The 25,246-nt window shown below is 48.5% G+C and carries 23 protein-coding genes; 6 read left to right on the top strand and 17 right to left on the bottom strand.

Going from position 1 to position 25,246, the window contains the following annotated elements:
* Positions 1–136: 136 nt before the first annotated feature.
* The 12 genes from FOA19_RS17345 to FOA19_RS17290 all read right to left on the bottom strand — a co-directional run bounded on the left by FOA19_RS17345 (position 137) and on the right by FOA19_RS17290 (position 12,067).
* Positions 137–454, bottom strand: a complete 318-nt coding sequence (locus tag FOA19_RS17345; RefSeq protein ID WP_149092127.1) for a hypothetical protein — start codon at positions 452–454, stop codon at positions 137–139.
* A 130-nt stretch (positions 455–584) separates the two neighbouring features.
* On the bottom strand, positions 585–800 hold the full coding sequence (locus FOA19_RS17340; RefSeq protein ID WP_149092126.1) for a hypothetical protein: 216 nt from the start codon (positions 798–800) through the stop codon (positions 585–587).
* A 93-nt stretch (positions 801–893) separates the two neighbouring features.
* On the bottom strand, positions 894–2,561 hold the full coding sequence (locus tag FOA19_RS17335; RefSeq protein ID WP_149092125.1) for an outer membrane beta-barrel protein: 1,668 nt from the start codon (positions 2,559–2,561) through the stop codon (positions 894–896).
* Positions 2,542–3,117 carry an RNA polymerase sigma factor gene (locus FOA19_RS17330; RefSeq protein ID WP_223808966.1) on the bottom strand — a complete coding sequence of 192 codons (576 nt, stop codon included), beginning with the start codon at positions 3,115–3,117 and terminating at the stop codon, positions 2,542–2,544. The genes FOA19_RS17335 and FOA19_RS17330 overlap by 20 nt, the downstream gene beginning before the upstream one ends.
* Positions 3,118–3,333: 216 nt before the next feature.
* Positions 3,334–4,071, bottom strand: coding sequence for a shikimate dehydrogenase family protein (locus FOA19_RS17325; protein ID WP_149092124.1), 738 nt, complete (start codon positions 4,069–4,071; stop codon positions 3,334–3,336).
* A 34-nt stretch (positions 4,072–4,105) separates the two neighbouring features.
* The gene (locus FOA19_RS17320) at positions 4,106–4,750 is read right to left on the bottom strand and encodes a DedA family protein (protein WP_149092123.1); all 645 of its coding nucleotides are present in this window, start codon (positions 4,748–4,750) and stop codon (positions 4,106–4,108) included.
* Positions 4,751–4,768: 18 nt separating this feature from the next.
* Positions 4,769–5,551: a phosphosulfolactate synthase gene (locus FOA19_RS17315; protein WP_149092122.1), complete on the bottom strand. Its 783-nt coding sequence runs from the start codon at positions 5,549–5,551 to the stop codon at positions 4,769–4,771.
* 7 nt (positions 5,552–5,558) lie between these two features.
* Positions 5,559–6,959 carry a tetratricopeptide repeat protein gene (locus FOA19_RS17310; RefSeq protein WP_149092121.1) on the bottom strand — a complete coding sequence of 467 codons (1,401 nt, stop codon included), beginning with the start codon at positions 6,957–6,959 and terminating at the stop codon, positions 5,559–5,561.
* A gap of 64 nt (positions 6,960–7,023) precedes the next feature.
* Entirely contained in the window at positions 7,024–8,007 is a 984-nt protein-coding gene (locus FOA19_RS17305; protein WP_149092120.1) for an NAD-dependent epimerase/dehydratase family protein, read from the bottom strand.
* An 18-nt stretch (positions 8,008–8,025) separates the two neighbouring features.
* On the bottom strand, positions 8,026–8,778 hold the full coding sequence (locus FOA19_RS17300) for a tyrosine-protein phosphatase (protein ID WP_149092119.1): 753 nt from the start codon (positions 8,776–8,778) through the stop codon (positions 8,026–8,028).
* Between the two features lie 4 nt (positions 8,779–8,782).
* Positions 8,783–11,221, bottom strand: coding sequence for a GumC family protein (locus FOA19_RS17295; RefSeq protein WP_149092118.1), 2,439 nt, complete (start codon positions 11,219–11,221; stop codon positions 8,783–8,785).
* A gap of 15 nt (positions 11,222–11,236) precedes the next feature.
* Positions 11,237–12,067 (bottom strand): polysaccharide biosynthesis/export family protein, encoded by an 831-nt coding sequence (locus tag FOA19_RS17290; RefSeq protein WP_149092117.1) that lies wholly within the window; start codon positions 12,065–12,067, stop codon positions 11,237–11,239.
* Between the two features lie 359 nt (positions 12,068–12,426).
* Between FOA19_RS17290 and FOA19_RS17285 the strand changes: the two genes are divergently transcribed.
* The 4 genes from FOA19_RS17285 to hpf all read left to right on the top strand — a co-directional run bounded on the left by FOA19_RS17285 (position 12,427) and on the right by hpf (position 15,124).
* Positions 12,427–13,566 carry an acyl-CoA dehydrogenase gene (locus FOA19_RS17285; RefSeq protein WP_149092116.1) on the top strand — a complete coding sequence of 380 codons (1,140 nt, stop codon included), beginning with the start codon at positions 12,427–12,429 and terminating at the stop codon, positions 13,564–13,566.
* Positions 13,567–13,650: 84 nt separating this feature from the next.
* Complete coding sequence (gene rpsU, locus FOA19_RS17280; protein ID WP_149092115.1) at positions 13,651–13,845, top strand: 30S ribosomal protein S21; 195 nt, start codon at positions 13,651–13,653, stop codon at positions 13,843–13,845.
* Between the two features lie 74 nt (positions 13,846–13,919).
* Positions 13,920–14,798 (top strand): tyrosine-type recombinase/integrase, encoded by an 879-nt coding sequence (locus tag FOA19_RS17275; protein ID WP_149092114.1) that lies wholly within the window; start codon positions 13,920–13,922, stop codon positions 14,796–14,798.
* Between the two features lie 26 nt (positions 14,799–14,824).
* The gene (gene hpf, locus FOA19_RS17270) at positions 14,825–15,124 is read left to right on the top strand and encodes a ribosome hibernation-promoting factor, HPF/YfiA family (protein WP_149092113.1); all 300 of its coding nucleotides are present in this window, start codon (positions 14,825–14,827) and stop codon (positions 15,122–15,124) included.
* 73 nt (positions 15,125–15,197) lie between these two features.
* On the opposite strand, the gene metK is transcribed toward hpf, so the two are convergent.
* On the bottom strand, positions 15,198–16,502 hold the full coding sequence (gene metK / locus FOA19_RS17265) for a methionine adenosyltransferase (RefSeq protein ID WP_149092112.1): 1,305 nt from the start codon (positions 16,500–16,502) through the stop codon (positions 15,198–15,200).
* A gap of 313 nt (positions 16,503–16,815) precedes the next feature.
* Between metK and FOA19_RS17260 the strand changes: the two genes are divergently transcribed.
* Both FOA19_RS17260 and FOA19_RS17255 read left to right on the top strand, forming a co-directional pair.
* Entirely contained in the window at positions 16,816–17,634 is an 819-nt protein-coding gene (locus tag FOA19_RS17260; RefSeq protein ID WP_149092111.1) for a phosphatase PAP2 family protein, read from the top strand.
* Positions 17,634–18,473 (top strand): phosphatase PAP2 family protein, encoded by an 840-nt coding sequence (locus FOA19_RS17255; protein WP_149092110.1) that lies wholly within the window; start codon positions 17,634–17,636, stop codon positions 18,471–18,473. The genes FOA19_RS17260 and FOA19_RS17255 overlap by 1 nt, the downstream gene beginning before the upstream one ends.
* Positions 18,474–18,551: 78 nt before the next feature.
* Here FOA19_RS17255 and FOA19_RS17250 read toward each other — a convergent pair whose 3' ends face one another.
* From FOA19_RS17250 to FOA19_RS17235, 4 genes are all read right to left on the bottom strand, one after another.
* Complete coding sequence (locus FOA19_RS17250) at positions 18,552–20,939, bottom strand: prolyl oligopeptidase family serine peptidase (RefSeq protein ID WP_149092109.1); 2,388 nt, start codon at positions 20,937–20,939, stop codon at positions 18,552–18,554.
* A 162-nt stretch (positions 20,940–21,101) separates the two neighbouring features.
* Positions 21,102–22,685 (bottom strand): amidase, encoded by a 1,584-nt coding sequence (locus FOA19_RS17245; protein ID WP_223808964.1) that lies wholly within the window; start codon positions 22,683–22,685, stop codon positions 21,102–21,104.
* Positions 22,686–23,114: 429 nt separating this feature from the next.
* A complete protein-coding gene (locus tag FOA19_RS17240) occupies positions 23,115–23,717 on the bottom strand; it encodes a hypothetical protein (RefSeq protein WP_149092107.1) in 603 nt (200 codons plus the stop codon).
* A 17-nt stretch (positions 23,718–23,734) separates the two neighbouring features.
* The gene (locus tag FOA19_RS17235; protein WP_149092106.1) at positions 23,735–25,240 is read right to left on the bottom strand and encodes a RagB/SusD family nutrient uptake outer membrane protein; all 1,506 of its coding nucleotides are present in this window, start codon (positions 25,238–25,240) and stop codon (positions 23,735–23,737) included.
* Positions 25,241–25,246 lie beyond the last annotated feature (6 nt).

Here is a 25,246-nt window from a genome sequence, read left to right as displayed (position 1 = left end):
CAAGCCGCGCAAGAGAGTTTACCTTCTTGCTAAATATACTAGTGTTTTGCGGCTGCTTTACTAAAAAGACGCAAAAAACGCCGCTTCAGGCAAAGCGGCGTTTCTGTTTATAGGATTGAAGAAGTACCTTCTATAGTTAGTTGCAAGGCGACTCACTCACAGTGAGCACCTTTATGTGCGGATAGATGATAGGGATAAAGCCGGGGCAACTGGGCGCCTCGTTCTGCGGGACTGATTGGATGGTGATGTACAGCCTTTTGCCGGGTACCTGGTAAATGGGGTGCAGGTTAAAGGTGTTCACATACACAGAATCATTACTAGGCTTGGCATCCACTATCTGGGCCGCGGCTGTATCTAGGATGGCTAATACCGTACCACAGCCCTGGTCTAAGACCACCGCCTCAAAACAATCGCTGGTTACCTCTTCATCTTCGCAGCTAGCGAACGTTAACAAACCAGCAAGCCCTAAAAAAGCTACTCCTTTTAAACGCATTTATCTCAAAAACCTTAATTTTTCCTGAAGACCAAATTTAATTATAAAGATATTATTTTTGGTTATAAAATATTCAATATTTGATTGCTAATCAAGGCAGAACCAAGGTATTTTGTTTTACCTTCTTGTCTGCCACCGCCTTCTGTACCTGACGTTTCATGGCGGCAATAATGTTCTGTTCTTTTTCGGTTACAACATCCTTGATTTCTTCTTTGAGCCACAGAACGGAGGTCCCGATGTACAAGGGTACAGAAAACAACAATGCCCAGTTTCTTACTACTTTGGGGAGAGAGCAAGTCTTGTTCATAATGGTAAAGGAACTTGGTAAGCGTATGCCTGGATAGAGGAGACCACTAAAGGAAGGCATACCCCTACTGCTGTTGGTAAAAATAAAATAAAACTACTTGGCAAGGCGCCATCTGCCGCCAATGCTAACCCCAAGCTGGTACGTATTGGCCTGCTTCTGTGACTCCCGCAGCATGGGGCTGAGAGAGTAGGTGAACTCAGGCGCTAACAGTACACTCATTTTCTTGGTTACGTCGTAGCCCACTCCTATTGACGTGGTAGTTGCCCACTGCACCGTCCGGAAGGGAGAATCTTTGTCATTAAGCCCATATTTCACCCCAGTTATCTGGTTTGTCTCTGGCATGATGGTGTTCTGCACCAACAGGTTCATGTTAAGCCCGCCAGAGAAAAGCGCGTACAACTTCTTCATGTTCAGCCGGTACGCCAACCTAACCGGCAGACCTACCTGCTGATACCGGTACCTGGTGTTGTAGCGGTCAGTGCGGTCTACGGTGATCGCCCTTGCCGCCACATCATTGTTGAAAGCACTGGTCACCAAAGGCGTGCTCTTGCCCGCCGAATTCCCTAGGTCAAAGCCTGCCGGGCTAACCGCCAAGCCCCCCTGGTACACCAGGTAAGACTGGGTAGTGGTTGCCTCATTCTGCGTGTACAAAACCCCAGTTTCTAGTTGCCATTTGTCATTGATCTGATAACTGGCCCCCACCAGAGCGGCATAAGAGTAGGTAGGCGTATAGCTGTGGTTATACTCTTCCACCGCTTCGCGGTACTGCGCATATAATGATGAGTTCTGGCCTACGGCAGGGGCGTTCATAACAGAATTATCGCTCAATTTCACCGGTGCGTAAGCGTACTGCGGGCTATATGCCATGGTCACACTCCACTTGTAAACGTCACTTTCTTCCGCTTCATTGCCTTTTTTAGCCGCAGGGGTCTGGGCCAGCGTTGTTATCGGGGCTTCCTTCTGAACCAGAATACTTCTCTCAGGCGCTGCTTTAGCTGAATCTGAGCCGGCGGGCAGTCCTCTGGAAAAGGCCAGATTATTTGCCGCGGACCAAGGAAAAGGCTTGTCTTCTGCCCCCTTAGCTAGGATGGTTCTGTCTGTTACCGGTCTTTCGGCATCCATTATGGCAATCCTTTCCGATTCAGGTTTGGCTTCTGCCAGCGCCTCAGGAGCAGCAGGATTTTCTTTGGTGCTTTGCGGCGCTTTTCCTGTGCTTGGCGCCGTCCGGGGCTCATTTAGAGGATAGGTTCCCGTATTGGGAGCGCCCTTCACGACAGCTTCGTTTTGGGCTTGTTTTCCTGAAAATGCCCTTGAAACGGAGGCTAGCACCTCAGGTGTGATTTGGCTTTCTGAAGCTTCTGTTTCTGTACCTTCTGTAACGTCTTTCATCTCCGAAACCGAGCTTTCCTGGAGGTTTACATCGGCCGCCGGGCCGTGGGGAGCTGAGGCTGCAGGAGCTTTCTGGTTCTTTTGCCCCGCCGCGGAAGCAAGGGTACCCTCCTGTTGCCCAACCATAGGAGTGGATTCCTGCTGCTGCCAAACGATGATGCCTGCCGAGAGGAGGAGCAACAGGAGAGCTGCCGCCATGGAACGGTACCATTTCGCCTGCTGCCGGTAACGGTGCAGTTCCTTGTTTTCCATTTCTCGGTGCACGTTTTCCCAAATTCTAGGTGGTGGAGCACTTTCAGCTTCAGAAAAGCCATTCCGGAAGATGTCCTCCACAGACTGGCCTTTCTCTTTATCAGCCGGTGACTTTTTCATGGTATTGCTGTTTTAGCCGCAGCAACGCCTGCCGTAAGCTGGCGCGGGCGCGGGAATATTGTGACTTGGAGGTGCTCTCGGTGATGTCCAGCATCTCTCCTATTTCTTTGTGCGAGAAGCCTTCAATGGCGTACAGGTTGAAAACCGCTTGGTAGCGCGGCGGCAGGCCCCGCACCAGCTCCAGCAGCTCCTCGTAGGCAAACTGGCTGTCTATGTTATCGTGCTCAGAGACATCGTCCCATTCCTCTTCCTGGTCAGTGACCATGAGGTGCCGGTTCGTGCGCTGGTGTTTCAGGGCGGTATTGATCACGATGCGCTTTACCCAGAACTCCAGCGGGCAGTCGCCTTTGAAATCCTGCAGATACCGGAAGACCTTGATGAATGAATCCTGCAGGATATCCTCGGCCTCAAAATCCGTACGGGCATACCGCTTACTCACGGCCAGCATCTTACCCGCGTACCGCTGGTACAGCAGATGCTGGGCATCCCGTTTGCCGGCTACCGCCCGCTTGATGAGGTCTGCCTCTGAAGGATCTTTGGGTTTAAATATCTTCAACGGAGGGTCATTAAAATGATCTTCTACAGGTAAGAGCCCTTCGAGCCCACAATGGTTGCATGGCCTAAGCAGTCAAAGAAAATTATTTTAAATCTATAACCAAATTTCGCTGCCCACAGGTAAGATACCCAGAAATCGGAGCATATCACAGCCTCGAGCATAGCGTTGCTCTCCCTGTTTTAGGGCTGTTTTAAAGAAAAGAAGTTGCAAATGGGATTAGCTTTGCCAGATCTGCCACGCAACTTCGGCCTGGAGACAGAGCATTTCGTAGCCATTGATGGTCTTGGCGCCCATCTCCTTGCCGCGTTTCATGAACAGGGTCTCAGCGGGGTTGTACACCAGGTCATATAGGTAATGGTGCGAAGACAGCAGCTCATAGGGAATAGTCGGGGCCTCGTCTACTTTGGGGAAAGTGCCTACCGGTGTGGTATTGATGATAAGGGACACCGAGGCCATGACGCCGGGCGTGAGCTCCCCGTAGGTAAGCAGACCCGGTTTTTTCTCTCTGGAAACTACTTTGTAGGAAATGTTTAGATATTCCAACGCCGCCATCACTGCCTTGGCTGCTCCCCCGGTGCCCAGCACCAGCGCCTGCGACAGAGGAAAGCACGGATGAAAATTCTGTAGCGATTGCATGAAGCCCTGATAGTCTGAGTTGTGGCCAACCAGTCGGCCGTTCTCAAAATTGACGACGTTCACCGCCCCAATGCGAGCCGCGGCTGGGTCCAACCCATCAAGAAAAGGAATGACCGCTTCTTTGTACGGAATGGTCACGTTCAAGCCTTTCAGATTAGGATACTTCTGCAACAACCCGGGAAACTCAGCGATACTGTCCAACTCAAAAAGGTGGTAAACGCTATCGTTGATTCCCTCTGAGAGGAATTTCTCTGTGAAGTATTTTTGGGAGAAAGAGTGGCCAAGCCTGTAGCCCACCAGCCCGTAAACATTTTCCATATCCGGTAATCTGCGAGTTGGCTTAGTGTGAGGGCTACTGCTGCCGTGGGCTCATTTTCTGCTTCACAATTTCAATGATGGGCGGAATGATTGAGATAAGAATAATCCCGAAAATCACGAAGGAGAAATTCTTCTTCACCGCCGGAATGTTCCCGAATACGAAGCCAGCCACCGTGAAGCCCACTACCCACAGGAAACCACCTATGATGTTGTACGAAAGAAACTTGCTGTATTTCATGGTCCCTACGCCAGCCACAAAGGGGGCAAACGTACGGATGATGGGAATGAAACGGGCGAAAATGATGGTCTTGCCACCGTGTTTCTCATAGAAAGCTTGGGTTTTGAGCAGGTACTCCCGCTTCAGGAACCGGTAGTCTCGCTTGAACACCTTAGGCCCAAAGTAATCCCCGATGAGGTAGTTTAGGGTATCTCCTAGAAAAGCAGCCACAAAAAGCAAAACCAGTAACACCCAAATGTTCAGAACACCGGTGGCGGCAAACGCACCAGCGGCAAACAAGAGCGAATCGCCGGGCAGAAAAGGCATAACCACCACCCCGGTTTCCACGAAAATGATCAGGAAAAGGATAGCGTAGGTCCAGGTACCATAGTCAGAGATAATCTGGCTTAGGTGCTGGTCCAGGTGCAGAAACAAATCAATGAACTGACGGAGTAACTCCATAGGGCTGTAGTAGGGTGCTTAGACAAGTTTATCTAACATTCCTTTGTCAAGGAAATGCGTGAAAGTATCGCCTCTGAGGCCTAACCGGATGGTTTCCAGCGGCACGATCTCGTTTGGCGCAATGTTGCCCAGGTTCACGTTGGCCCCCAGCAATTTGATAAAGAATACCTGCTGCGCTTTTTGCGGTGCCTCCCAAATGATTTTCTCAAAAGGGATTTTAGTAAGGATCTCCTCCACCAAGCCGCTTCTCACCTCTCCGGTAGAGCGGAAAAGCCCCACGTTACCGCTTTCCCTGGCTTCACCAATTACCTTCCAGGCCCCGGCATCCAGTTCGGCCTGCATCAGGCTGATCCATTTATAGGGAGGGATGATCTTCTGGTCGTCTTTAGATCCAACCTCTGAAAGAACCGTGGTCTGCTCGGCCAATGTGCGGATGTATTTGCATTTGAGCTCATGGTCCATTTCAATGGAACCGTCTGAGATCTCGGCAAATTGAAGTTTATATTTATCCAGCAAACGACGGTAATCCTCAAACTGCCCCCGCACGATGAAGGCCTCAAACAAGGTACCGCCAAAGTACACGGGAATTCCGGCAGCCCGGTAGATATCCAGCTTCTGGTCCAGGTTAGGCGTCACGAAAGAGGTAGCCCAGCCCAACTTCACAATGTCTACGTACTCACTGGCTACTTCTACAAAATTCTCGGTTTCCCGTAAGCTAAGGCCTTTGTCCATGGCCATGGTAAAACCGCTGTCTCTTGGTTTAGAAGTGCGTTGAGGGAGGTGGGTAAGTTCGTAGTTCATGTAAGCGTTATTTGCGATACTGGTCTATCAAGCGGGCAAGGGCCCGCTGGGACTCCAGTTCAGGAAAGAAATCGAAGAGAAGCCTATGCTTATCGAAGTCCAAAATTAAGGCATTTTCTAAATAATTATATGCCTGTTTATACTTTCCTGCCGCCAGGCTATAGGCACAAAGACGATATTGAAGCTCGGCTTCATCGGGCTGCAACTCTAAGGCATTCAGGAGGAGGTCGATAGCCCCCTCATAGTTGCCTTGCTCGTACAGGATGATGGACCAGTTCAGCCAGATATCTTTATTCTCGGGGGCTAGGGTGCTGGCCTGCTCGTAGGCTTCTACGCTGGAGATGATGTTACCCAATTGGTACTCGGCCGCGGCCAAAGCCAGCCAATAATCTGAGTTCTCGGCGTAAAAGGAGATGGCTTTCTTATAGAAATGAACGGCTTCCATCCATTTGCCCTGCAGGTCAAGAATCACCCCAATCCCAAACCAAGCCTCGTCCATTTCTGGAGAGAGGTCAATGGCTTTCTGGTAGTATTTGTGCGAAAGGTCCCACTGCGAAAGTTTCTCATAGCACTCACCTATGTTGCACAGGATATCGGCGTTTGGCTCCGTATGCTCTAAAGCGCTCTGGAAAGCCTCAATGGCTTTGGTGAACTCGCCCATGTACACGTAGTTATTAGCCAGGTTCACGTACGCAGGAGCCAAATCCGGCTGAATAAGCGTCGCGTACTCATAAGCCCCTACGGCCTTTTCATGGTTTCCCAATCTGCTCTGCGCCAAACCTAAGTTAAACCAAGCCATGGCAGAATACGGGTCCTCATCCACGAACCCTTGGAAGAAGTTGATGACATCATCACCTTCGCCGGTAATCTCCAGGCAATACAGCAGTTCCTGCAACGCCAATTCATTCTCCATGTTCAGGAGCAGGCTCTTCTTGTAGTACTTCATGGCGGCCTTGAACTTGCCCCAACTCTGGTACGAAAGCCCTATATTGAAATAGATGTCATCCTTTACCTCAGATTGGTCCACCGCCTGCTTGAAACAGTCAATCGCCAGCGCGAAATCTCCTTTTTGGTTAAAAATAATGCCTTTGGTCAAAGGGATATCTTCATTGTCAGGCTCCATCTGCGCCACCTCCTCCACAAGGTTCAATGCCTCGTCAAACGCCCCCAGCATAGCCAGCACTTGCGCCTTGTCTATGAGCAATTCTGTGGAAAAAGGATATTGCGTGATACCCACATCACAAGCCTTTAAAGCTTGGCTGTAGTTAAAGCTATTGGCATAATAATCTATGATACTCTCATAATCTGAGAGATCAAAGAAAACAGTAGTATTAGACTCCAGCATGTTTTCGAACCTTCTTACAAGGTCCAGGTCTTCGCTGGAGAAATCTTCAAAATTATCGTTCATCTACAAGTAAATCTCAACATGGGCCATGGTCATGGCCCTTCTCAATACAACACCTCTACCCTATTTAAGTGCGCTGGATGGTTCCTGCTTTCGCAAGCTCTTCACAACTCCAACGCAGGGTATCTTGCAACGGACAGAAAGTAATCCCAGTTGCTGCCTTTACTTTTGAATTGGAATAAAAGTGCTCCTCTTTTGCCATCCGGGCAGTTTCCTTGGTAATCAGCGGTTTGGTTCCTGTCAATTTTCCCCGAACACTCTCTAAACGCCATACTATCTCTGCCACCCAAGAAGGCACTTTCACGTTAGGAGCCTTTTTATTCATCAAAGATGCCACGGCCTGGAAGAAATCATGGTAGGAGGCCTGGTGTCCGTTAATGATAAAACGTTCGCCCCAGTGGTTTCCGTTCATTAACCGCCACATGCACTCTACCACATCCCGCACATCTACGAAGTTAGCATACCCTTGGGTATAGAAGGCACGCTCATCGGAAATATATTTGAAAAGTTGGGTACTGCTTCGCTCTAAATCACCAGGCCCTAGGATGACTGACGGATTTACAATCACCGCCTGCAGACCTTCGGAGATCCCTCGCCATACCTCCATCTCCGCATAATGCTTGGAGAACGCATACACCGACCTCTCTACTGCCGGATCCCACTTAACGTCTTCCTGAATGAGTTTCTCGCCCTTTTTCCGGTTAATGGCCGCAATAGAACTGACATGGCAGAGCTTCACCCCCGGAGTTGCCAGACAGGCATCTACTACATTGGTCGTACCGTCTACATTTATTTGCTGCAGCAGCCCGGCATCTTGCGGGGCATAGGAGACAAAGCCTGCGCAATGGTAGACTTCCTCCACCCCCTGCACCAAAGACCGCAGCAATAAAGGGTCTAGTATATCTCCCGCAACCCACTTTAAGTTAGGATGCTTTATTTTCGACTCAGTTTTCCTAATAATAGCCGTAACCACATAGCCTTCCTCCAGCAGACGCTGTAAAAGAAAATGGCCTAAAAGGCCACTGCCACCGGTAACCAGGACATGTTTCAAAAGGAGATTGGAATTAAGTTACAGCGTGGTATTTAGGAGGGGTAATTTAATCGCTTCCTGAAACAAAGGTTCATGTACTACCCGTTCCAAGACCTTTATATGCTTCATCGAGTGTGTATCCGTCCCTAAAAACTCAACGGCTTTTCTTTTTATGAGCTGGCGGGCTACCTCTTTGGCCTGTTTAGAATAATAACCAGTCAAGGAGTTAGTGTTAATCTGAAACAGCACCCCCGTCTCCCTTAAAGATAATAGGTTCTCCATTCTTCCATAAAAGTAGGTGTATCTTTCTGGGTGTGCTAAAACAGGGGCATAACCCGCAGCCTGAGTCGCAAAAATCACCTGCCGCAGATGCGATGGCTCGTTCATATAGGAGGTCTCAATCAGCAGAAACTTACGGTCTCCCCCAAAAGTCAGGAGTTCCTCTCCTTTTTCCAGCTTGGCGGAAAACCATTCATCTAGGTAATACTCTGCCGCACAGGAAAGCGCTACCCCAAAGCCTCTTGCATTCGCCGCCTCTTGGAGTTCCTGTAGCTTAGCCTTGATAGATTCTGGGGTGTTTTTATAAAAATCGCCCATAATATGGGGCGTCATGCAAAGCTTCTTGAAGCCCAACGCGGATAGGCCTTCAAGAAGCTGCATAGAATCTTCCAAGGTTGCAGCTCCGTCATCTAACCCCGGGAGTAGATGCGAGTGCATATCGGCAAATAGATCAGCAAAAGAAGAGGCAGCAGTCTCACTCTTACCCCAGAGTTTACGAAGACTACCCCACATATATCTATTTGAAAATAGACTTCAATTTGCTTCCAAAAGTAGGTTTTACTTCCTCATCGTAGTACCCCTGCCCGTACCCATAACCATATCCGTACCCATAGCCATAACCATAACCGTACATATTGGCCCCGCTCACATCATTTAAGATGGCCGCCATGTTAGAAAGGTGGTTTGTCCGCACCACTTTATCAATACCTTTCAAGAAAGCTTTTTTAGAGTAATTAGCCCGTATAATGTAAAGTGGAATATCTGCTTTACGCATAATTAACACTCCGTCTGTTACCAAACCAACTGGAGGGCTATCAATTAAGATTATATCATAGAGCTGATACAATTCCTCTAAAACAGCATCAAAACGGCTGCTCATAATCAACTCAGACGGATTTGGGGGCATAGGTCCTGCAGATATAAAATCGAGGTCAATTATGGAAGTCTTTTGCACACTTTCAAAGACGGTATGTTTGTCTATGAGAATCGTGCTCATTCCTTTGCTATTATCTCCATCTAAGGCAATATGCACCTTAGGTTTGCGCATATCTAAGTCAAGGACAACTACTTTCAACCCAGACATTGAAATTATTCCTCCTAAATTAACTGCTACAAAAGTTTTTCCCTCTCCACTAATTGTGGAGGTAACAGAAATAATCCTTTTCTTCTTGGAAGCACTCATAAACTCTAGGTTCGTCCTTATAGAACGAATAGACTCACTTAATGCAGACTTAGGGTTATGGTTCACCACCAGCTTAGAAAATGGCATCTTCTGCTTGTCATAAGAGGGCACAACCCCAAGTACCGGAACAGATATATTGCGTTCCAATTCACGAACATTGGTGACAGTATCATGCATCAGATACCGGGTGGCAATCAAACCCACACCTAAGAATAACCCTCCAGCAATACCTATAGCATAGATGATAAGCCTGTTAGGAGAAATAGGGCTAGACTCATCAGGAAGGTTGGCAGGAGATAAGATCTGGAAATCTGGGGTAGTGCCTGCCATGGCGATTCCATACTCCACTCTTTTATTCAGGATTTGCGTAAAGAAGCTTTCATAAAGTCCAAATATACGCTCTAGCCTCGCCCGCTCCGTTTCCTGAGAAGGTGCCTGTAAGATTTTGCCAGTAAGCTCTGACTGGTTTCTGTCAATGTTCTGGATCTTTGTTTGGACCAGCGCTCTGCTACTATTTAGGATTCCAGCAATCCTATTTTGGGAAAACGCTAGTTTTTCTTCTAAAGCATTATCCGCAGTGGTATTTCCTCTGCTGGTCAACCTAACAGTTCTTAGGCGAGCCTGCAGATCGCTCAATTCTGTTAATTGTTCGGCTAGTTCAGGATCTTGATTTCCCTGTCCTTGGAGACCGGAAACTACCATCCCTAAATCTTCATTCCTCTGAACCTTTGCCTGAATGGTGTTCAGAAGCGATAATTGGAACCGGAGCTCCAGCTTTTCTTTTTCTAGTTCTTGAACTTGGCCAAGTGCTTCCTGCAAATTAGACTTGATATCATAAGACTTGGTCTGTCTTACAAACCTTTCAATATCGTTCTCAGCCTTTCGAAGACTGTCTTCTGTTTCCTTCAACTGATCATTTAAGAAACTAAGGGTTTGTCTACTAGCCTGGTTGCTTCGCTCAATCTTGTGCTGCAAATAAACAGCGTCAATATTGTTAACGATATCGTGTGCTTTGTACCGGTTAAAGTCTTTAAATGAAATCTGAATAGTTTTAGACTCCGGATTTAATATAGCTGTGGTTAGGTTATTGTCTATGTATCCTTTCAGGGCCTGATTACTATGAACTATAAAGTAATAGGTTTCTCCAACATTAGAAGTAGTGAAGGAAGAGGAAGGATTGACAGTAAGGGTACTACCGGAAAATTTAAACGGAACACCAACAATATGCGAAGTATGGCTTCCTTCTTCACCTACATAAACGTCGAATTTGCTAGGGGATTCAAACTTTACGTATATTTTTTGATCATATACATCAAAGTTTGTAGAGTCGTAACTTACTTCAAACGGACTGTCTTTATACAATTCAGCATCTAGCACCCGTGCCTCCACATGGTAACTCACCTGCAGAGGCATTGTTTTCTTCAGTCTTTCATATACAATATTAGACTTAATCAGGTCAACTTCTCCTTGGAGTTTTCCAACACCAGACTCTACTGTAAGACCATTATTCTCCAGTCCAAGCACACCCGCCTCAGACTGCTCATCTAACTTGATAGTGGAGGAAGACTCATATACTTTTTTGGTATATCTTAAATAAAGATAAGAGGCTGAGCCTCCTAACAAAACAAGCAGTAACACCCAAGGAATGCTGCGCCGTACTACATGCAGAAGGGTAACAAAATCTATGCTTGTCCCTCCGTCATCCTCTTCATCTTCCACACCTCCCAAACGATGATCCAGTTCATCCAGATCATTGACTGTTTTTACGCTCATGAAATTACTTTGACCTTAATTGATTATATTCCGGATAACGATATAAGAGGTAAGCACATTTGAAAGAGCCCCCACCACTGTTAAAACATCCCGCAAGGATTCATTAAATACCCGTCGCACTGGTTCCACGTAAATGACATCATTAGGCTGAACTTTGAGACTTGCCCGCTGCAAACCCGCTATAGTGGAAAGATCTATGACATGCACAATAGGTCTCCCTGAAGCAACATCCCGTATCAATCTTATATTTTGAGCTTTTCCGTTTTCTGGGATACCACCAGCCAGAGCCAAAACCTCCACCACGTTGATATTTTCATTTGAAAGGGGAACCACTCTTCCCCCTGTGGCACCAAGCACTACTACCCTTCTACTGATTACTTGTGAATAAACATAGGTGTCTCTGTAATAAGTTTCAAATCTGCTTTGGAATAGGCTATCGGCTTGAGAAACAGTTAGCCCCTGCACCGGCACAAAACCAATCATAGGAACCTTCACTTCACCATTGGGCAAAACCGTGTATTCCTGTTGCTCTTTTTGATTGTTCTGTTGGGATGAAACACTCCGTCCTCCGCTATTTCCCGTCTGAGTTAATTCCTGCCGCAAGAAGTTGTTAGGGTCTACCAAAATCTCACCTTTGTTCGTATAAATCCGAATATTCAGGACGTCGTTGGGCTGGATTTTATAATTTCTTCCAGCTTCAGCTGTAGAGGCACGGAGCAGGTCAGCGTTCACGTCTCCTTCCGTTCTGAACATTACGTTCTGACGATAGACATTACAGGAACTGAGTTGCGAAATCCCGATCAAAAGAAGGAGATAGAAAATTGGTTTGCGGAAAGCAAAAAGCATACCTATACAGGAAGGGTCTAAAATTTAAATTAAACATCTGCACCTTACTTAAGTTAGGCACAGACAAATCCAACTACAAAGTAAGGCAAAAGTAATGGCTACGCCAAAATCCTGGATAAAGGAATAGGTCTACTTCAAAAACACTTTATCAACTAAACAGCCTTTTTTCAGCAAAAAAGTTTATATAAAAATTGCAGGCACCCTAAACTTAAGATGGAAAACTGCTTATACAACCCCTTCAATCTTAAGGATTGACATTTCCCACAGTTAAAAACCAGAAACACTAACATACGTTAGGTAGGATAGAGTTTTTATGTTACTTTTATAAAAACAAGACTAAAAAGATAACATATACCCAAATGCAACTTATCTACAACGAGAACCAGCAAATGATTTCTGATATGATCCGTGATTTTGGCGTAAGGTCCATCAAACCTGACATGATGAAGTGGGATGAATCGCAGGAGTTCCCAATCCAGGTTTTCAAGCAGTTGGGCGAATTAGGACTCATGGGCGTGTTGGTACCACAGGAATACGGCGGATCTGGCTTCGGGTACCTGGAGTATGTGACTGCCATTGCAGAATTATCAAAGATTGACGGGTCCATTGGTCTTTCCATGGCTGCCCATAACTCTTTGTGCACTGGGCACATCCTTCAGTTTGGAAATGAGGAGCAGAAACGGAAATGGCTTCCCAAACTTGCTACCGCCGAGTGGATTGGCGCGTGGGGACTTACGGAACCCAATACCGGATCAGATGCTGGAAACATGCGCACAGTTGCGGTAAGAGACGGCGACCATTGGGTTTTAAATGGCGCGAAGAACTTTATCACCCACGGTAAATCCAGCAACATTGCCGTAGTTATTGCCAGAACTGGCGAAGTGGGTGATTCTCATGGGATGACTGCTTTCGTTATAGAAAAACCAACCGAAGGTTTCTCAGCGGGTCGCAAAGAGGATAAACTGGGCATGCGCGCCTCAGAAACCACGGAGTTAATCTTTGAAGACTGCCGCGTACCGCACGAAAATATCTTGGGCGAAGTAGGCGAAGGGTTTATCCAGTCCATGAAAGTACTGGACGGCGGCCGCATCTCCATTGCGGCTCTGAGCTTGGGAATTGCCCAAGGAGCTTATGAGGCGGCGTTAGCCTATGCAAAAGAACGCCAGCAATTCAACAAACCCATTGCGCAGTTCCAAGGTATCGCTTTTAAAATAGCCGATATGGCCACTGAGATAGAGGCAGCGTCCCTGCTGACCTATAGAGCGGCTGATATGAAAAACCGGGGCGAAAACGTGAACAAGGAATCTGCTATGGCGAAGCTTTATGCCTCAGAGGTAAGCGTAAGGGTGGCAAATGAAGCAGTGCAGATTTTCGGTGGGTATGGCTATACAAAGGATTATCCGGCGGAGAAATACTACCGTGATGCCAAACTTTGCACCATTGGGGAGGGTACCTCAGAAATCCAGAAACTTGTTATCTCAAGATCAGTATTAAAATAATTAGGGAATAGGTATTGACTGTCAATAGATTTGTCAATATCTTTGCACTCCTTAAAACAATTGACTTTAAAATCAATCTATTATATGATCATCATCAACGTAAAGGATAACGAGTCTGTAGACAAAGCCTTAAAGAGATTCAAAAAGAAATTTGAAAGAACTGGCGTACTGAAGCAACTGCGTGCCAGAACTTTCTTCCAGAAGCCTTCTGTTGCTAAAAGAAAGCAGAAAGAAAGAGCTATCTATAAGCAACAGTTGTTCGCTAACGACAACTACTAGGCTTTATCCTTAGAATTTACGTGGTAATTCCATAAATTAGTGCGTACCGCCTACCAGCGGCTACTTACTGATTTATGGAATTATTTTTTAAGTACCTCCAGTACGAGAAGCGCTTCAGCCCGCATACCATCACCTCGTACCAGACAGATCTTCAGCAGTTCAAAGAGTACCTGCAGGAGGTATATGACCTGGAGGACATTCAGGCGGCAGACCACGCTATCATCAGGTCCTGGGTGGTGACCTTGGTCCAGAAGGAACTGGACAGCCGCACCATTCACCGTAAAGTTGCCTCTCTGCGCTCCTTTTTCAGGTTCCTGGTACAACGCGGAGTACTTGAGGTGAATCCAACGGTTCGCATCAAAGCCCCTAAATTGGCCAAAAAGCTCCCGGCCTTCATTCCCGAGGATGCCTTTACCCAATTGCTGGACCACAGCGAATTCTCAACTGATTTTAAAGGCCAGCGGGAAAAACTCATCCTGGAATTGCTCTATGGCACGGGCATGCGCCTGGCCGAACTTACCAACCTGAAGCTAGAGGATATCAATCTCTCTTCCAGCACGTTGAAGGTATTAGGCAAAGGAAACAAGGAACGCATCTTGCCCCTGAACCCTTCTCTGGTCCAAGCCCTCACCGTTTATTTGCAGGAACGGAAGGCTACTTTTCCCAAAAACAATTCTCCTTTTCTCTTCGTTACGGATAAAGAGGCACCTCTCTACCCCAAGTATGTATACCGGGTGGTGAAAAAGTACATGAGTTCTGTGTCAACTGCCATTAAAAACAGTCCGCACGTACTCCGTCACTCTTTTGCTACCCATCTACTCAACCGAGGGGCAGATCTGGGCGCCATCAAAGACTTGCTGGGACACGCCAGCCTGGCGGCCACGCAGGTCTACACCCATAATTCAATTGAGAAGCTCAAAGCCGTCTTTGAGAAAGCTCACCCCAAAGCTTGATTCGTAACACCCTAAAGAAGTAAACTATGAAACTGCAAATCCGATCTGTACACTTCACCGCAGACCAAAGTCTGTTAGATTTCCTTCAGAGAAAACTTGACAAGTTAGATACCTTTTTTGACAGAATAGTAAGTGGCGAAGTTGCTCTGCGTGTGCAGAAGCCAGAGTCACATGACAATAAATTAGTGGAGGTGAAAATCTTCGTTCCGGGCGCTACGCTATACTGCTCAGAGGAAGCGGGTACTTTTGAGACTGCCACAGACAAAGCCGTAGAAGATCTCAAAAAGCAGCTCATCAGGTACAAAGACAAATTGGCCACTCATTAAGAAGAGACATCCTATAAATAAAAAGAGCCCCGTTTTGGGGCTCTTTTCGTTAAAACAGGTGCTAAACGCAATCTTATAGATTGAAGGCAGCTTTGATTTTATCAACGTAGTCTAATTTTTCCCAGGTAAAGGTCTCGAACTCTCTCGTCTCGGCTTTGCCGTTTACCTGGTAGGTAACGCTCTTCACGCCAGATTCACGGCCCATGTGTCCGTAAGCAGCAGTTTCTGAGAAGATTGGGTTCTGCAGCCCGAAACGCTGTACGATGTCATAAGGACGCATCTCAAACAACTCGTTCACCTTGTTGGCGATCTCCCCGTCGGTCATTACCTCGCCGTTGGCGCCTTTCACTTTGGTGGTTCCGTAAGTGGTCACGTATAAGCCAACTGGCTCGGCTACGCCGATAGCGTAGGCAACCTGCACCAATACTTGGTCTGCCACTCCGGCGGCTACCAGGTTCTTAGCAATGTGGCGGGCGGCATAGGCCGCGGAACGGTCTACTTTGGAAGAGTCTTTTCCTGAGAACGCTCCTCCGCCGTGAGCGCCTTTGCCTCCGTAGGTATCTACAATGATCTTACGGCCCGTTAAGCCGGTATCACCGTGCGGACCACCGATTACGAATTTACCGGTTGGATTGATGTGGTAGGTAATGTCATCGGTGAACAGGTCTGCCGTGCGCTGTGGCAAATGGCTTTTTACCCTTGGCAGCAGAATGTTCAGCACATCTTCTTTGATTTTAGCCACCATCTTCTCCTCGGCCTGTTTAGAGGCAGCTCGGTCATTGGCATCTGAGCTTTCAAACTCATCATGCTGGGTAGAGATCACCACGGTGTCAATCTTCTCCGGCACGTGGTTGTCTGAGTAACGGATGGTCACCTGAGACTTGGCATCGGGGCGCAGGTAGGTCATTTCTTTGCCTTCCTTCCGCACAGCAGCCAGTTCTTTCAAGAGCAGGTGAGAGATCTCAAGGGCCAACGGCATGTAGCTGTCGGTTTCGCTGGTAGCGTACCCGAACATCATGCCCTGATCACCAGCGCCCTGATCCTCTGGGTTCTCGCGCTCCACGCCCTGGTTGATATCGCCGGATTGCTCATGGATGGTAGAGATCACCCCGCAGGCCTCGGCATCAAACTTATACTCTGACTTGGTATACCCAATGCGACGGATCACCTCGCGGGCTACCTTCTGCACGTCAACGTATGCGTCTGATTTCACCTCGCCGCTAAGCACCACCAGACCGGTAGTTACCAAGGTTTCGCAGGCTACTTTGGACTGTGGATCTTGTTTCAGGAACTCGTCTAACAGAGCGTCAGAGATTTGATCGGCTACTTTATCCGGATGTCCTTCCGATACCGACTCAGATGTAAAAAGATAAGGCATTCTATAAGGTATAGTTTCTAAGATAAGACAGACCCGTACCAAATGTAATCAAAGTACATCCGGTACTTGGTCCGCAAGAGGCAAATTTAGCTTAATTGGCGAAGATGCAAAAACCTTGCTTCGTAAATGCGGCGTTCTACCTCCATTTTCTTTTTTCCTCTTCAAGTTTCTGCTTTTGCCCTGGTTTAAAGAAAACAGCCCGAAAACGGAGTTCCCCAACTTTAGATGTCTTGGTTTCCGCCACAGAAACCTTTTAAACCTCCTCTCGTTTCAGAAACATCTTATAATCCAAACCACTCCATCGTCCTCTACTATGAAAAGGAACCTGTTTACTCTTATCATAAGCATTTTCACGTTCACCCAGACCTTTGCCCAATCAGAATCACCTTACAAAACCTCTTTCAAGGTAGATGCCCCCGTTACTGTAGCAGGTATGGGTTTAAGCGGATTAGGCCTGTACCTGATGCAACAGAAAGAGCCGTTCACCCAGGCAGAAGCTGAAAATTTAAATAAGGCAGACGTTAACAGCTTTGACCGTTTCGCGGCGGGTAATCATAGCGCCAGCGCCAAGAAGGTAAGTGACGTGATGCTCTACGGTTCTCTGGCGGCCCCAGCCCTATTGCTTTTTGATCCCGAGATAAGTGGTAACGCGGGACAGTTGGCGGCATTGTACGTTGAAACCATGGCTGTTACCGGCACCATTTTCACCATGGCCTCCGCCGCTTTTCCAAGGGCACGGCCATTGACCTATAGTAAAAACAGGGTTGATGTACCGATAGGAGAATTAACCCGAGCCAACTCCCAGAATTCGTTCTTTGCCGGCCATACGGCGGCGGTTTCCACCATCTCTTTCTTCACCGCTAAGGTATTCCATGACTATAACCCAGACTCACCGGCTCGTCCGTTTGTGTGGGCCGGAGCGGCCATCGTGCCTGCCGCAGTGGGCTACCTGCGCCTAGAAGCCGGCAAGCACTTCCTCAGCGACAACCTGGTAGGCTACGGCGTGGGTGCCGCCGTAGGCATTCTGGTACCGCAACTGCATAAGAAGAACAGCGGGCTCTCCATCTCACCCAGCGTGATTCCGGTACTTGGGCAGAACCTGGACGGAGTAAGCCTTCAATATAAATTCTGATGAACCAGCTGCTTCTTCCATACCGGTACCTGTTGGTACTTGTGGCGCTGCTGCAGTTTGCTGCAGGCCCGGTGCAGGCCCAGAGCCAGGAACGCCTATACCACACAGACCTGCTCCGCGACGGGCTCATCACCGCCGGCGGCGTGACCATGTCGGTGACCGGCTCTCTCCTGCTCAGCAACAAAAGACAGCTCACCCAAGAAGACCTGAGGAACATCGACAAAAGCCAGGTGAACAAGTTTGACCGATGGGCCGCGGGAAATTTCAGCCAGAAAGCCAAAGACGCCAGTGATGTCTTCTTCTATACCTCCTACTTTGTGCCGTTGCTTTTCCTGGCAGATAAAGAAGCAGCCCCGCAGGCCAAAGACATCTTCTTTCTCTACGCCGAGACCGTTTCATTGGCCGGAGGAGTGTACGCGCTGACGGCCGGACTCACCAACCGGAAGAGGCCCAACGTCTACGCGACGGATGCCCCGCTGGAGGAACGTCTGCACAAGTACGCCGAGAACTCGTTTTTTGCGGGGCACACGGCAGCTACTGCCAGCGTGGCTTTTTTCACTGCCAAGGTCTTCCATGACCTGCACCCAGATTCTCCATGGAGGCCAGTAGTATGGGGAGTGGCAGCGGCTTATCCGGCTACGGTGGGCTATCTGCGGCTGAAAGCCGGCAAGCATTTCCTAAGCGACAATTTGGTGGGCTACGCCGTTGGGGCGGGCATTGGTATTCTGGTACCGGAACTCCATAAAAGAAGCCGCGAAACTAGTTGGCGATTAGTCCCAGCCACCGAGCGACTTCTAGGCGAGTCCATGCAAGGAGTAGCCTTTACTAAACGTTTTTAGGCTATTTTCTATAAAACGCCTGTAAAACAGGAAAGCCAGTCTCTAAGGAGGCTGGCTTTCCTGTTTTAAGAGCAGATACTATTTAGGGGCCGATGGGTTCAAATTGGTTTCAAACAGCTTCAGGATACGTTTGTATTCATCCGTCCAGCTGCTGGGTTCTACGAAACCGTGGTCTTCAATCGGGTAGACGGCTAATTCCCAGTTCTCTTTCTTCAGTTCAATCAGGCGCTGCGACAACCGCACGATGTCCTGAAAATGCACGTTGGTGTCTACCATGCCGTGACACATAAGCAGGGCACCTTTCAAGCCTTCGGCGAAGTAGATGGGTGAACTACGCACATAGGCCAGGCTGTCATTCTGCGGCTCGTTAAGAATGTTAGAAGTATAGCCGTGGTTGTAGTGCGCCCAGTCTGTCACGGACCGCAGGGCGGCGCCAGCGGCAAAAACATCGGGCTGGGTGAACATGGCCATGAGCGTGATGAAACCACCGTAAGAACCGCCGTAGATCCCAATGCGCTTAGGGTCCACTTTGTATTTCTCTACCAGCATTTTGGCACCATCGACGTGGTCGCTGAGGTCTTTCCCGCCCATGTGCCGGTAGATGCCGGTCCGCCAATCACGGCCGTAGCCTGCGCTGCCACGGTAGTCAATGTCCAGCACGGTATAGCCTTTGTCCACCAAAAGGTTGTGGAACATGTATTCTCTGAAGTAAGTGCTCCACCACTTGTGGGCATTCTGCAGGTATCCTGCGCCGTGCACAAAAATCACTGCCGGACCACTTGCCCTCGCGTTCTCTGGCTTATACACCCGGGCATGTACATCGGCTCCGTCCGCAGCTTTGAAGGTGATCACCTCCGGCTCGCGCCAAGGATAGGCGTTGAACTCCGCCGTAGTTGATTTGGTGATCTGCACCGGCTTGGCGCCGGGCTTGTTCTCCATGAGGTACAGTTCCCAGGGCTTGTTGGAATAGGAATAGCGGATGGCCAGGTTCTTCTCGTCCGGAGACATGGTCACCTCGTGCCCACCCGTCATGCGAGTGATCTGCTCCATCTTGCCACCTTTCAGAGGCATACGGTAGAAATGCTGCTCTCCCGGGTGTACCTGGTTTGTGGTGAGGTACCAATACTTCTTATCCTGGGACATCTGCAGGTTGAGCACCTCAAACTTACCGCTGGTCAAGGCCGTTTTCTTATTCGTGGTGGTGTTGACGGTGTACAGGTGGGCGTAACCGCTTTCTTCAGACACAAACCACACGTTCTCGCTGTCAGGCATCCAGCCAATCTCGCCGGAGCCGTAGCCGTTGATCCAAGCCTCGTCATGCAGTCGGTCCAGCACTTTTAGTGCGCGAGTAGTCGGGTCGAAGGCCATGATCCAGCGGTCTTTGTTGTCGTGGGATCTGGCCACCAGCACCGATTTCTTACCATCCGGGGAATAATATGGCCCGAACATCATGACTTTTCTAACCTCGGCAGCAGCCCGCGCAGAATCAGCTTTGGATTGCTTCTGGTCTTTGAGGTACCCGGGTTTGTCCTGGATGCCGGGCAAGGATTTGAAAGAGACCAGGTAGGTCGTATCCAGCCGAGTGTCATAGAGCCCCAGTTCATACGTGGCCTGGTCATCGCCTACCTTGGAACGGGTGGGAATCTCCTCGGTGTAGCCCGAGGATGTCACGTAGTTGGGCACCTGCGCAATCTTCCCGTTGGCCGGTCTGGTCACCAAGCGGTAAGAGATGAACCGCTCATCGGGGCTGAGGATGATATTGTCCACCGATTTATCCTCGATGTAGATTTCCTTAGGCCGATTCCTAGCCGTTTCCTTCTGCGCGAGGCGTTGTTGCCGGCGCTCTTCTTCCCGCTTCTGGATGATCTGCAATAACTCCACTTGCTGCGCCTGCAGAAAACGGTCCTGCTTGTCTTTCACCAGTTCGGGATCCACGGGCTTTCTGCCTTTCCTGAAGTCGGTGAGTTGCCGGGTCTGGCCGCTGGCCAGGTTCCAAGCGTAGAGATTGCCGTCCTTTACGTAGGTGATTTCCTGCTCATCAAAGGCAAACGCCGGTGATGATTCGCGCTCCACAGTCTTGGTGAGTTGCCGCAGCTTACCGTCCTTGACGTTCATCAAGAAGAGGTCGCCGCCGCGCTCGTACAACCGCATCGTGCGTTTCTGGTTAAAGACGCCTCCCGGAGTGAACAGCTTCTTCCGGTCCGTCGCCGACACTTTGCTCACTTTCTCGCTGCCCGCCTGCACCGTGTACAGCGAGTCGCGCCGGGCTTTCTCGGGGTTCCACTGGAAGTAGACCTGCTTTCCGTTGTCTGACCAGTAGATATTGCTGGGCGAGGTCCCGATCCATTGGGCCGGATCCTGCATGATTTTATCCACAGTGAGCATAGGCCTGGTCTGGGCCTGGCTCTGCAGAAAAGAGAATAAAGTTAGGGTCCCTACTACAAGGGATCTGGTGAATGTGTGCATTTTCAGCTTGTTTTCTGGAAAATGAATTACAATTGAAGTTTTTACTGGGGGCATAAAACCTCCCAAAATCAGAAACTATCCTCAGGCTGTTTCTGCTACCTTTTTCACAAAACAGAGCGAAAACAGCCGGAGGCATCTTAGTAAACTTGGTTCCGGATTTCTTTAAAGAGCGATGGAAGGATGCTTCTTGTGGAAATCTGTTTTATCCTGATATGCTTTCACAAAGGCCAGCAGCTCTGCCTCGCCAAAAAGTTTCCCGATGAACGTGATGGTGGTTGGCCGGTTTTGGTTTGTGAAACCGTTAGGGATCACCACGCAAGGATGGCCCGTGAGGTTGGTTACCACTAGGTTGCTTCCGCCGAGGGACGGAGACACGTACACGTCTACTTTCTGCATGAGCTTGTCCATCTCTTGGATTAGTTGGTAGCGTACCCGTTGCGCCTGCAGGTACTCCACCGCCGGGATAAACCGAGCACTCCGAAATGTGTTGGGCCAGGCGTTTCGGTCTTGGTTCACCATCTGGTCTACTTTCCCGTTAAGGGTAATCTGCTCAAAAGCGGCGGCGCCTTCCACCGAGATGGTCATGACCAAGTCATTCACCGGCAGTTTAGGCAGTTCCATAGGGATCAGTTCGTGACCGGCTTTCCTTAAAGCCTCTAACGTGGCCTGGTCCTGGGTTTTGAACCCGTAGTCTCTGTCGAAGTCGCTCTTGAGGTAGCCGATGCGCAATTTTTTCACATTGATGCTGGGAGAATAATTGAACGGCGTCTCATACACCGATTGGTCTTTGCCGTCTGGCCCGTAGATGGCATTGAACACGATGGCGCAATCCTCCACCGATCTGGCAATAGGCCCGATCTTATCCATGGACCAGCTCAACGCCATAGCGCCGTGGCGGCTCACCCGTCCGTAAGTGGGCCTCAGACCTGTGGTACCGCAAGCCGTAGACGGAGACACAATAGAACCCAACGTCTCGGTGCCGATGGCGAACGGAAGCAGACCCGCCGCTACCGCAGACGCCGATCCCGCGGAGGATCCGCTCGAGCCGCGGTTAAGGTCCCAGGGAGTTCTGGTCTTGCCGCCGTACCACACATCGCCCATGGCCAGTTCGCCTAAAGTAGTCTTGGCCACCAACACAGCCCCGGCTTCGCGTAGTTTCTGCACTACGGTAGCGTCTTCGTCTATGACTTGGTCTTTGTAGGGCACCGAACCCCACGTGGTTTTATAGCCTTTGGTGCTCAGCAGATCTTTCACGCCGTACGGAATGCCGTGCAGCAATCCTTTGTACTTGCCGGCCTTAATTTCGGCATCGGCTTGCTGAGCCTGCTGCAAGGCCAGTTCCTCGGTGAGTGAGGTGACGCAGTGCAGTTTGGTGTCATATTTCTTTAATCGGGCTAAAAAGAACCTGGTCAGTTCCACTGAGGAAATTTTCTTCGTGCGCACCAGCTCAGCCAACTCCCGCACCGTATAGAAAGCCAGCTCCTCTTGATTAGCCGGCAAACTCACTTTACCAGCATCCGAGGCCTTAAAAGTCTTTGACTCTTTCTCAAATTTGAACCCCACAGGCAAAGGGTTGAACATAAGGGCCGGTGGCACGCTGTTGTCCAATTTGGCTTCCCTCAACCGGCCGTAGCTTTTCCGGAGATCAGTTAACTCGGCCAGGGCAGTATCCAGTTGCGCGGGCTTGAAGTTGAGGCCGAGCAGTTGCTGGGCGCTCTGCACCATGGGAACCGTAATCTTCTCCATTTGGGCCTGTTTCCCAAAAAACGCCCCCGAAACGAAAAGGACTCCCCCAAAGGCAGACAGCGTTAAAATTCTATTCAGATTCCTGATCATGCTTATTTCTGGTTGTACTCTATTTTGCAATGACAATTTAGGTCAAAGATTATTACTTTCTAGGTTTTCAGAAGAGTATCAGGCTTCCCTGTAACAAAAAAACAGCGGCCTTAGTTGGGCAGCTAGGTCTATGAATTTTTGTCAGCTTACAAAGCCTTGGATGTAGTAACGGAACAATCGTTAGGGTTTAGAATAGTTTACCAATGCCGAACTACCATTGCGCGGTTATCTAAACTAACTAAGGCGAGAATAACCGCTATTATGCTCCACTCTGGTATAGGGTAAAAAAAGAAGGCTACCCAATTGGGTAGCCTTCTTTTTAAATTCTATTCACGAACCTTATTGCTGTTGCGCTACGGTTGGTTGATAAATAGAAACGTAGAATGTATCATAATTTGGTGAAGCTTTTAAAGCCTCGTTACCAGTTAAGTGCAGAATGATACGTCTTGTAGTTCCTGGTGCGCTTCCTCCTGCAATTGGTCTGATCAAGATATAACCTTGTGACTTGTTCGCAGGAATTACCACTCTCCCATTTGCATTGCTAGGGTCCAACGTATAGTCAGTTCCCTGAACTGCAGTACTGGTAGGCAGCACCTCAAAATTAAGAACTGTTTCGGTGCTGCTTTGAGGACCAACTAACTGAACCAGTACACTGTCAACTGCTCTGGCACTGAAAGTAGTTCTAGTTCCAGCCGCACTAGTAAAAGCGTAGGCTGTAGGAGTGATAAATCTGGAAGTGTCAGTCTGAACGTTTGCTGCCGGAACAGTTAACACTCCTTCTCCACGTAAAACAGAAGTCAGTTTTCCTAGGGTCTGGTTTTTAAACTCAACCACTGAAGGTCCTTGGTACTTCAAAGCCTCTTCACCCTCTTCTGGCAAGCAACCGGCCAGAAGAAAAGTCCCAGCTATAAGTAAGAATGCGTATCTAAATATTTTTCTCATTGTTAATGTCTGTTGAATTAATAACCTGGGTTTTGAGGAAGACTTGGGTTCAAAGTCACTTCGCCGGTTGGGATTGGTGCTAAGATTCTGTAATCTTCTGGTGCTATCAAGCCTACCGCAGTAGCTGCCGGTTTACTGATACCTTCACCCCAACGCTTCAGGTCAAACCATCTGTGCCCCTCAAAGAACAACTCTCTTCTTCTCTCGTCTTTGATATACTGAAACAAATCACCCTGAGTAGCAGGAATAAGGGCTTCTGAGTTTCTGCTGGTTTTCAAAGTTGTTAACAATGCAACTGCATCTGCCAATTTACCCTGCATCACATGAGCTTCTGCTAACATTAAAAGAACATCTGCATATCTGATGATCTTTATGTTATCTGTATAGGATCCATTGGCAGCACTATACTTGTTTGTCCAAGTATAGGTCACGTTACCAGATGTGGAAGAGGCACTTCTGAAGAACCAGTTCTTTCTTACATCAACAACAGTAGCCTGATTAGAAAGGGTAGGATCTAAACCAAATAGAGCCAGTAGTTCTGCAGCCGGAGTTTGACCACCATAAGTAGACACGTTAGCCGTTCCAGAAAGAGGTGTGTTTCTTCCGTTTGGTTGGGTGTAAGTAAAAGGGCTGTCATTCACCCCTAATACCCCTGCTACTTCTGTCGCCTGAACGAAATTCAATTCAAACAAAGACTCTGGGTTAGGAACGGTGTTAAAAGCAGCTACGATATTTGGAGCAAGGGTAGCGTTGGTATTAGCTAAAGCAAGTTTCAACTGCTCCTCTGCTTCTGCATATTTCTCCCAGTACAGATAGACCTTTCCTAGTAAGGCATGGGCAGCTCCTTTGTTCATGTTATACCTAGCACCAGATGTTTCAGCGGCATTCAAAACTGGAATGGCAGCTTTCAGGTCGGTTTCTATTTGGGTATAAACTTCTGTCACCGTAGACCGCGGAGTCATGGTTGCCTCTGCGGGTGTATTGGTAGGCACTAACCTTAAGACTACGCTTTTGTCAAAGCCTGCCCCAGTACCAGACGCTGGAATGTTGTTTGGTTCGTACCCATAGATACGCGCCAAGTCAAAGTACACCATAGCTCTTAATGCTAAAGCCTGTGCTTTTACTTGAGCCTTACCGGGTTCTTCAGAAGAACCAACGCTTAGGTTATCAATATTTGCAATGATGGTATTCAAATCATTGATGGTACCGTAAGCAGTTCCCCAGATTCCAAAATGAGAGCTTCTGGTGTTTCTGTTTACTCCGGTGTAGCGACCACTGGCTTGTGATGTTTCTGTAAAGATGTTATCTGACAGTGCATCACCTAATAAGGCCATGTCTCTACCCCAATAGGTAAAGGACTGGATTCTATCGTAGGCAGAGGTTAATACAGCTCTGTAGCTTCCCAGAGTAGACAGGGCGGTAGAAGTGGCCAAAGAGGTCTCTGGCTCCACCTCCACTATATCCTCACACGCTTGAAAAGATAAGCCTGCAAGTATAGAAAGTGCGATTATTTTCTTCTTCATGATGAA

This window comes from Rufibacter hautae (assembly GCF_008271695.1).
In the GTDB taxonomy this organism is placed as follows: domain Bacteria; phylum Bacteroidota; class Bacteroidia; order Cytophagales; family Hymenobacteraceae; genus Nibribacter; species Nibribacter hautae.
Note: the sequence above shows the minus strand (reverse complement) of the source record. Positions and strands in the feature narration are given on the sequence as shown.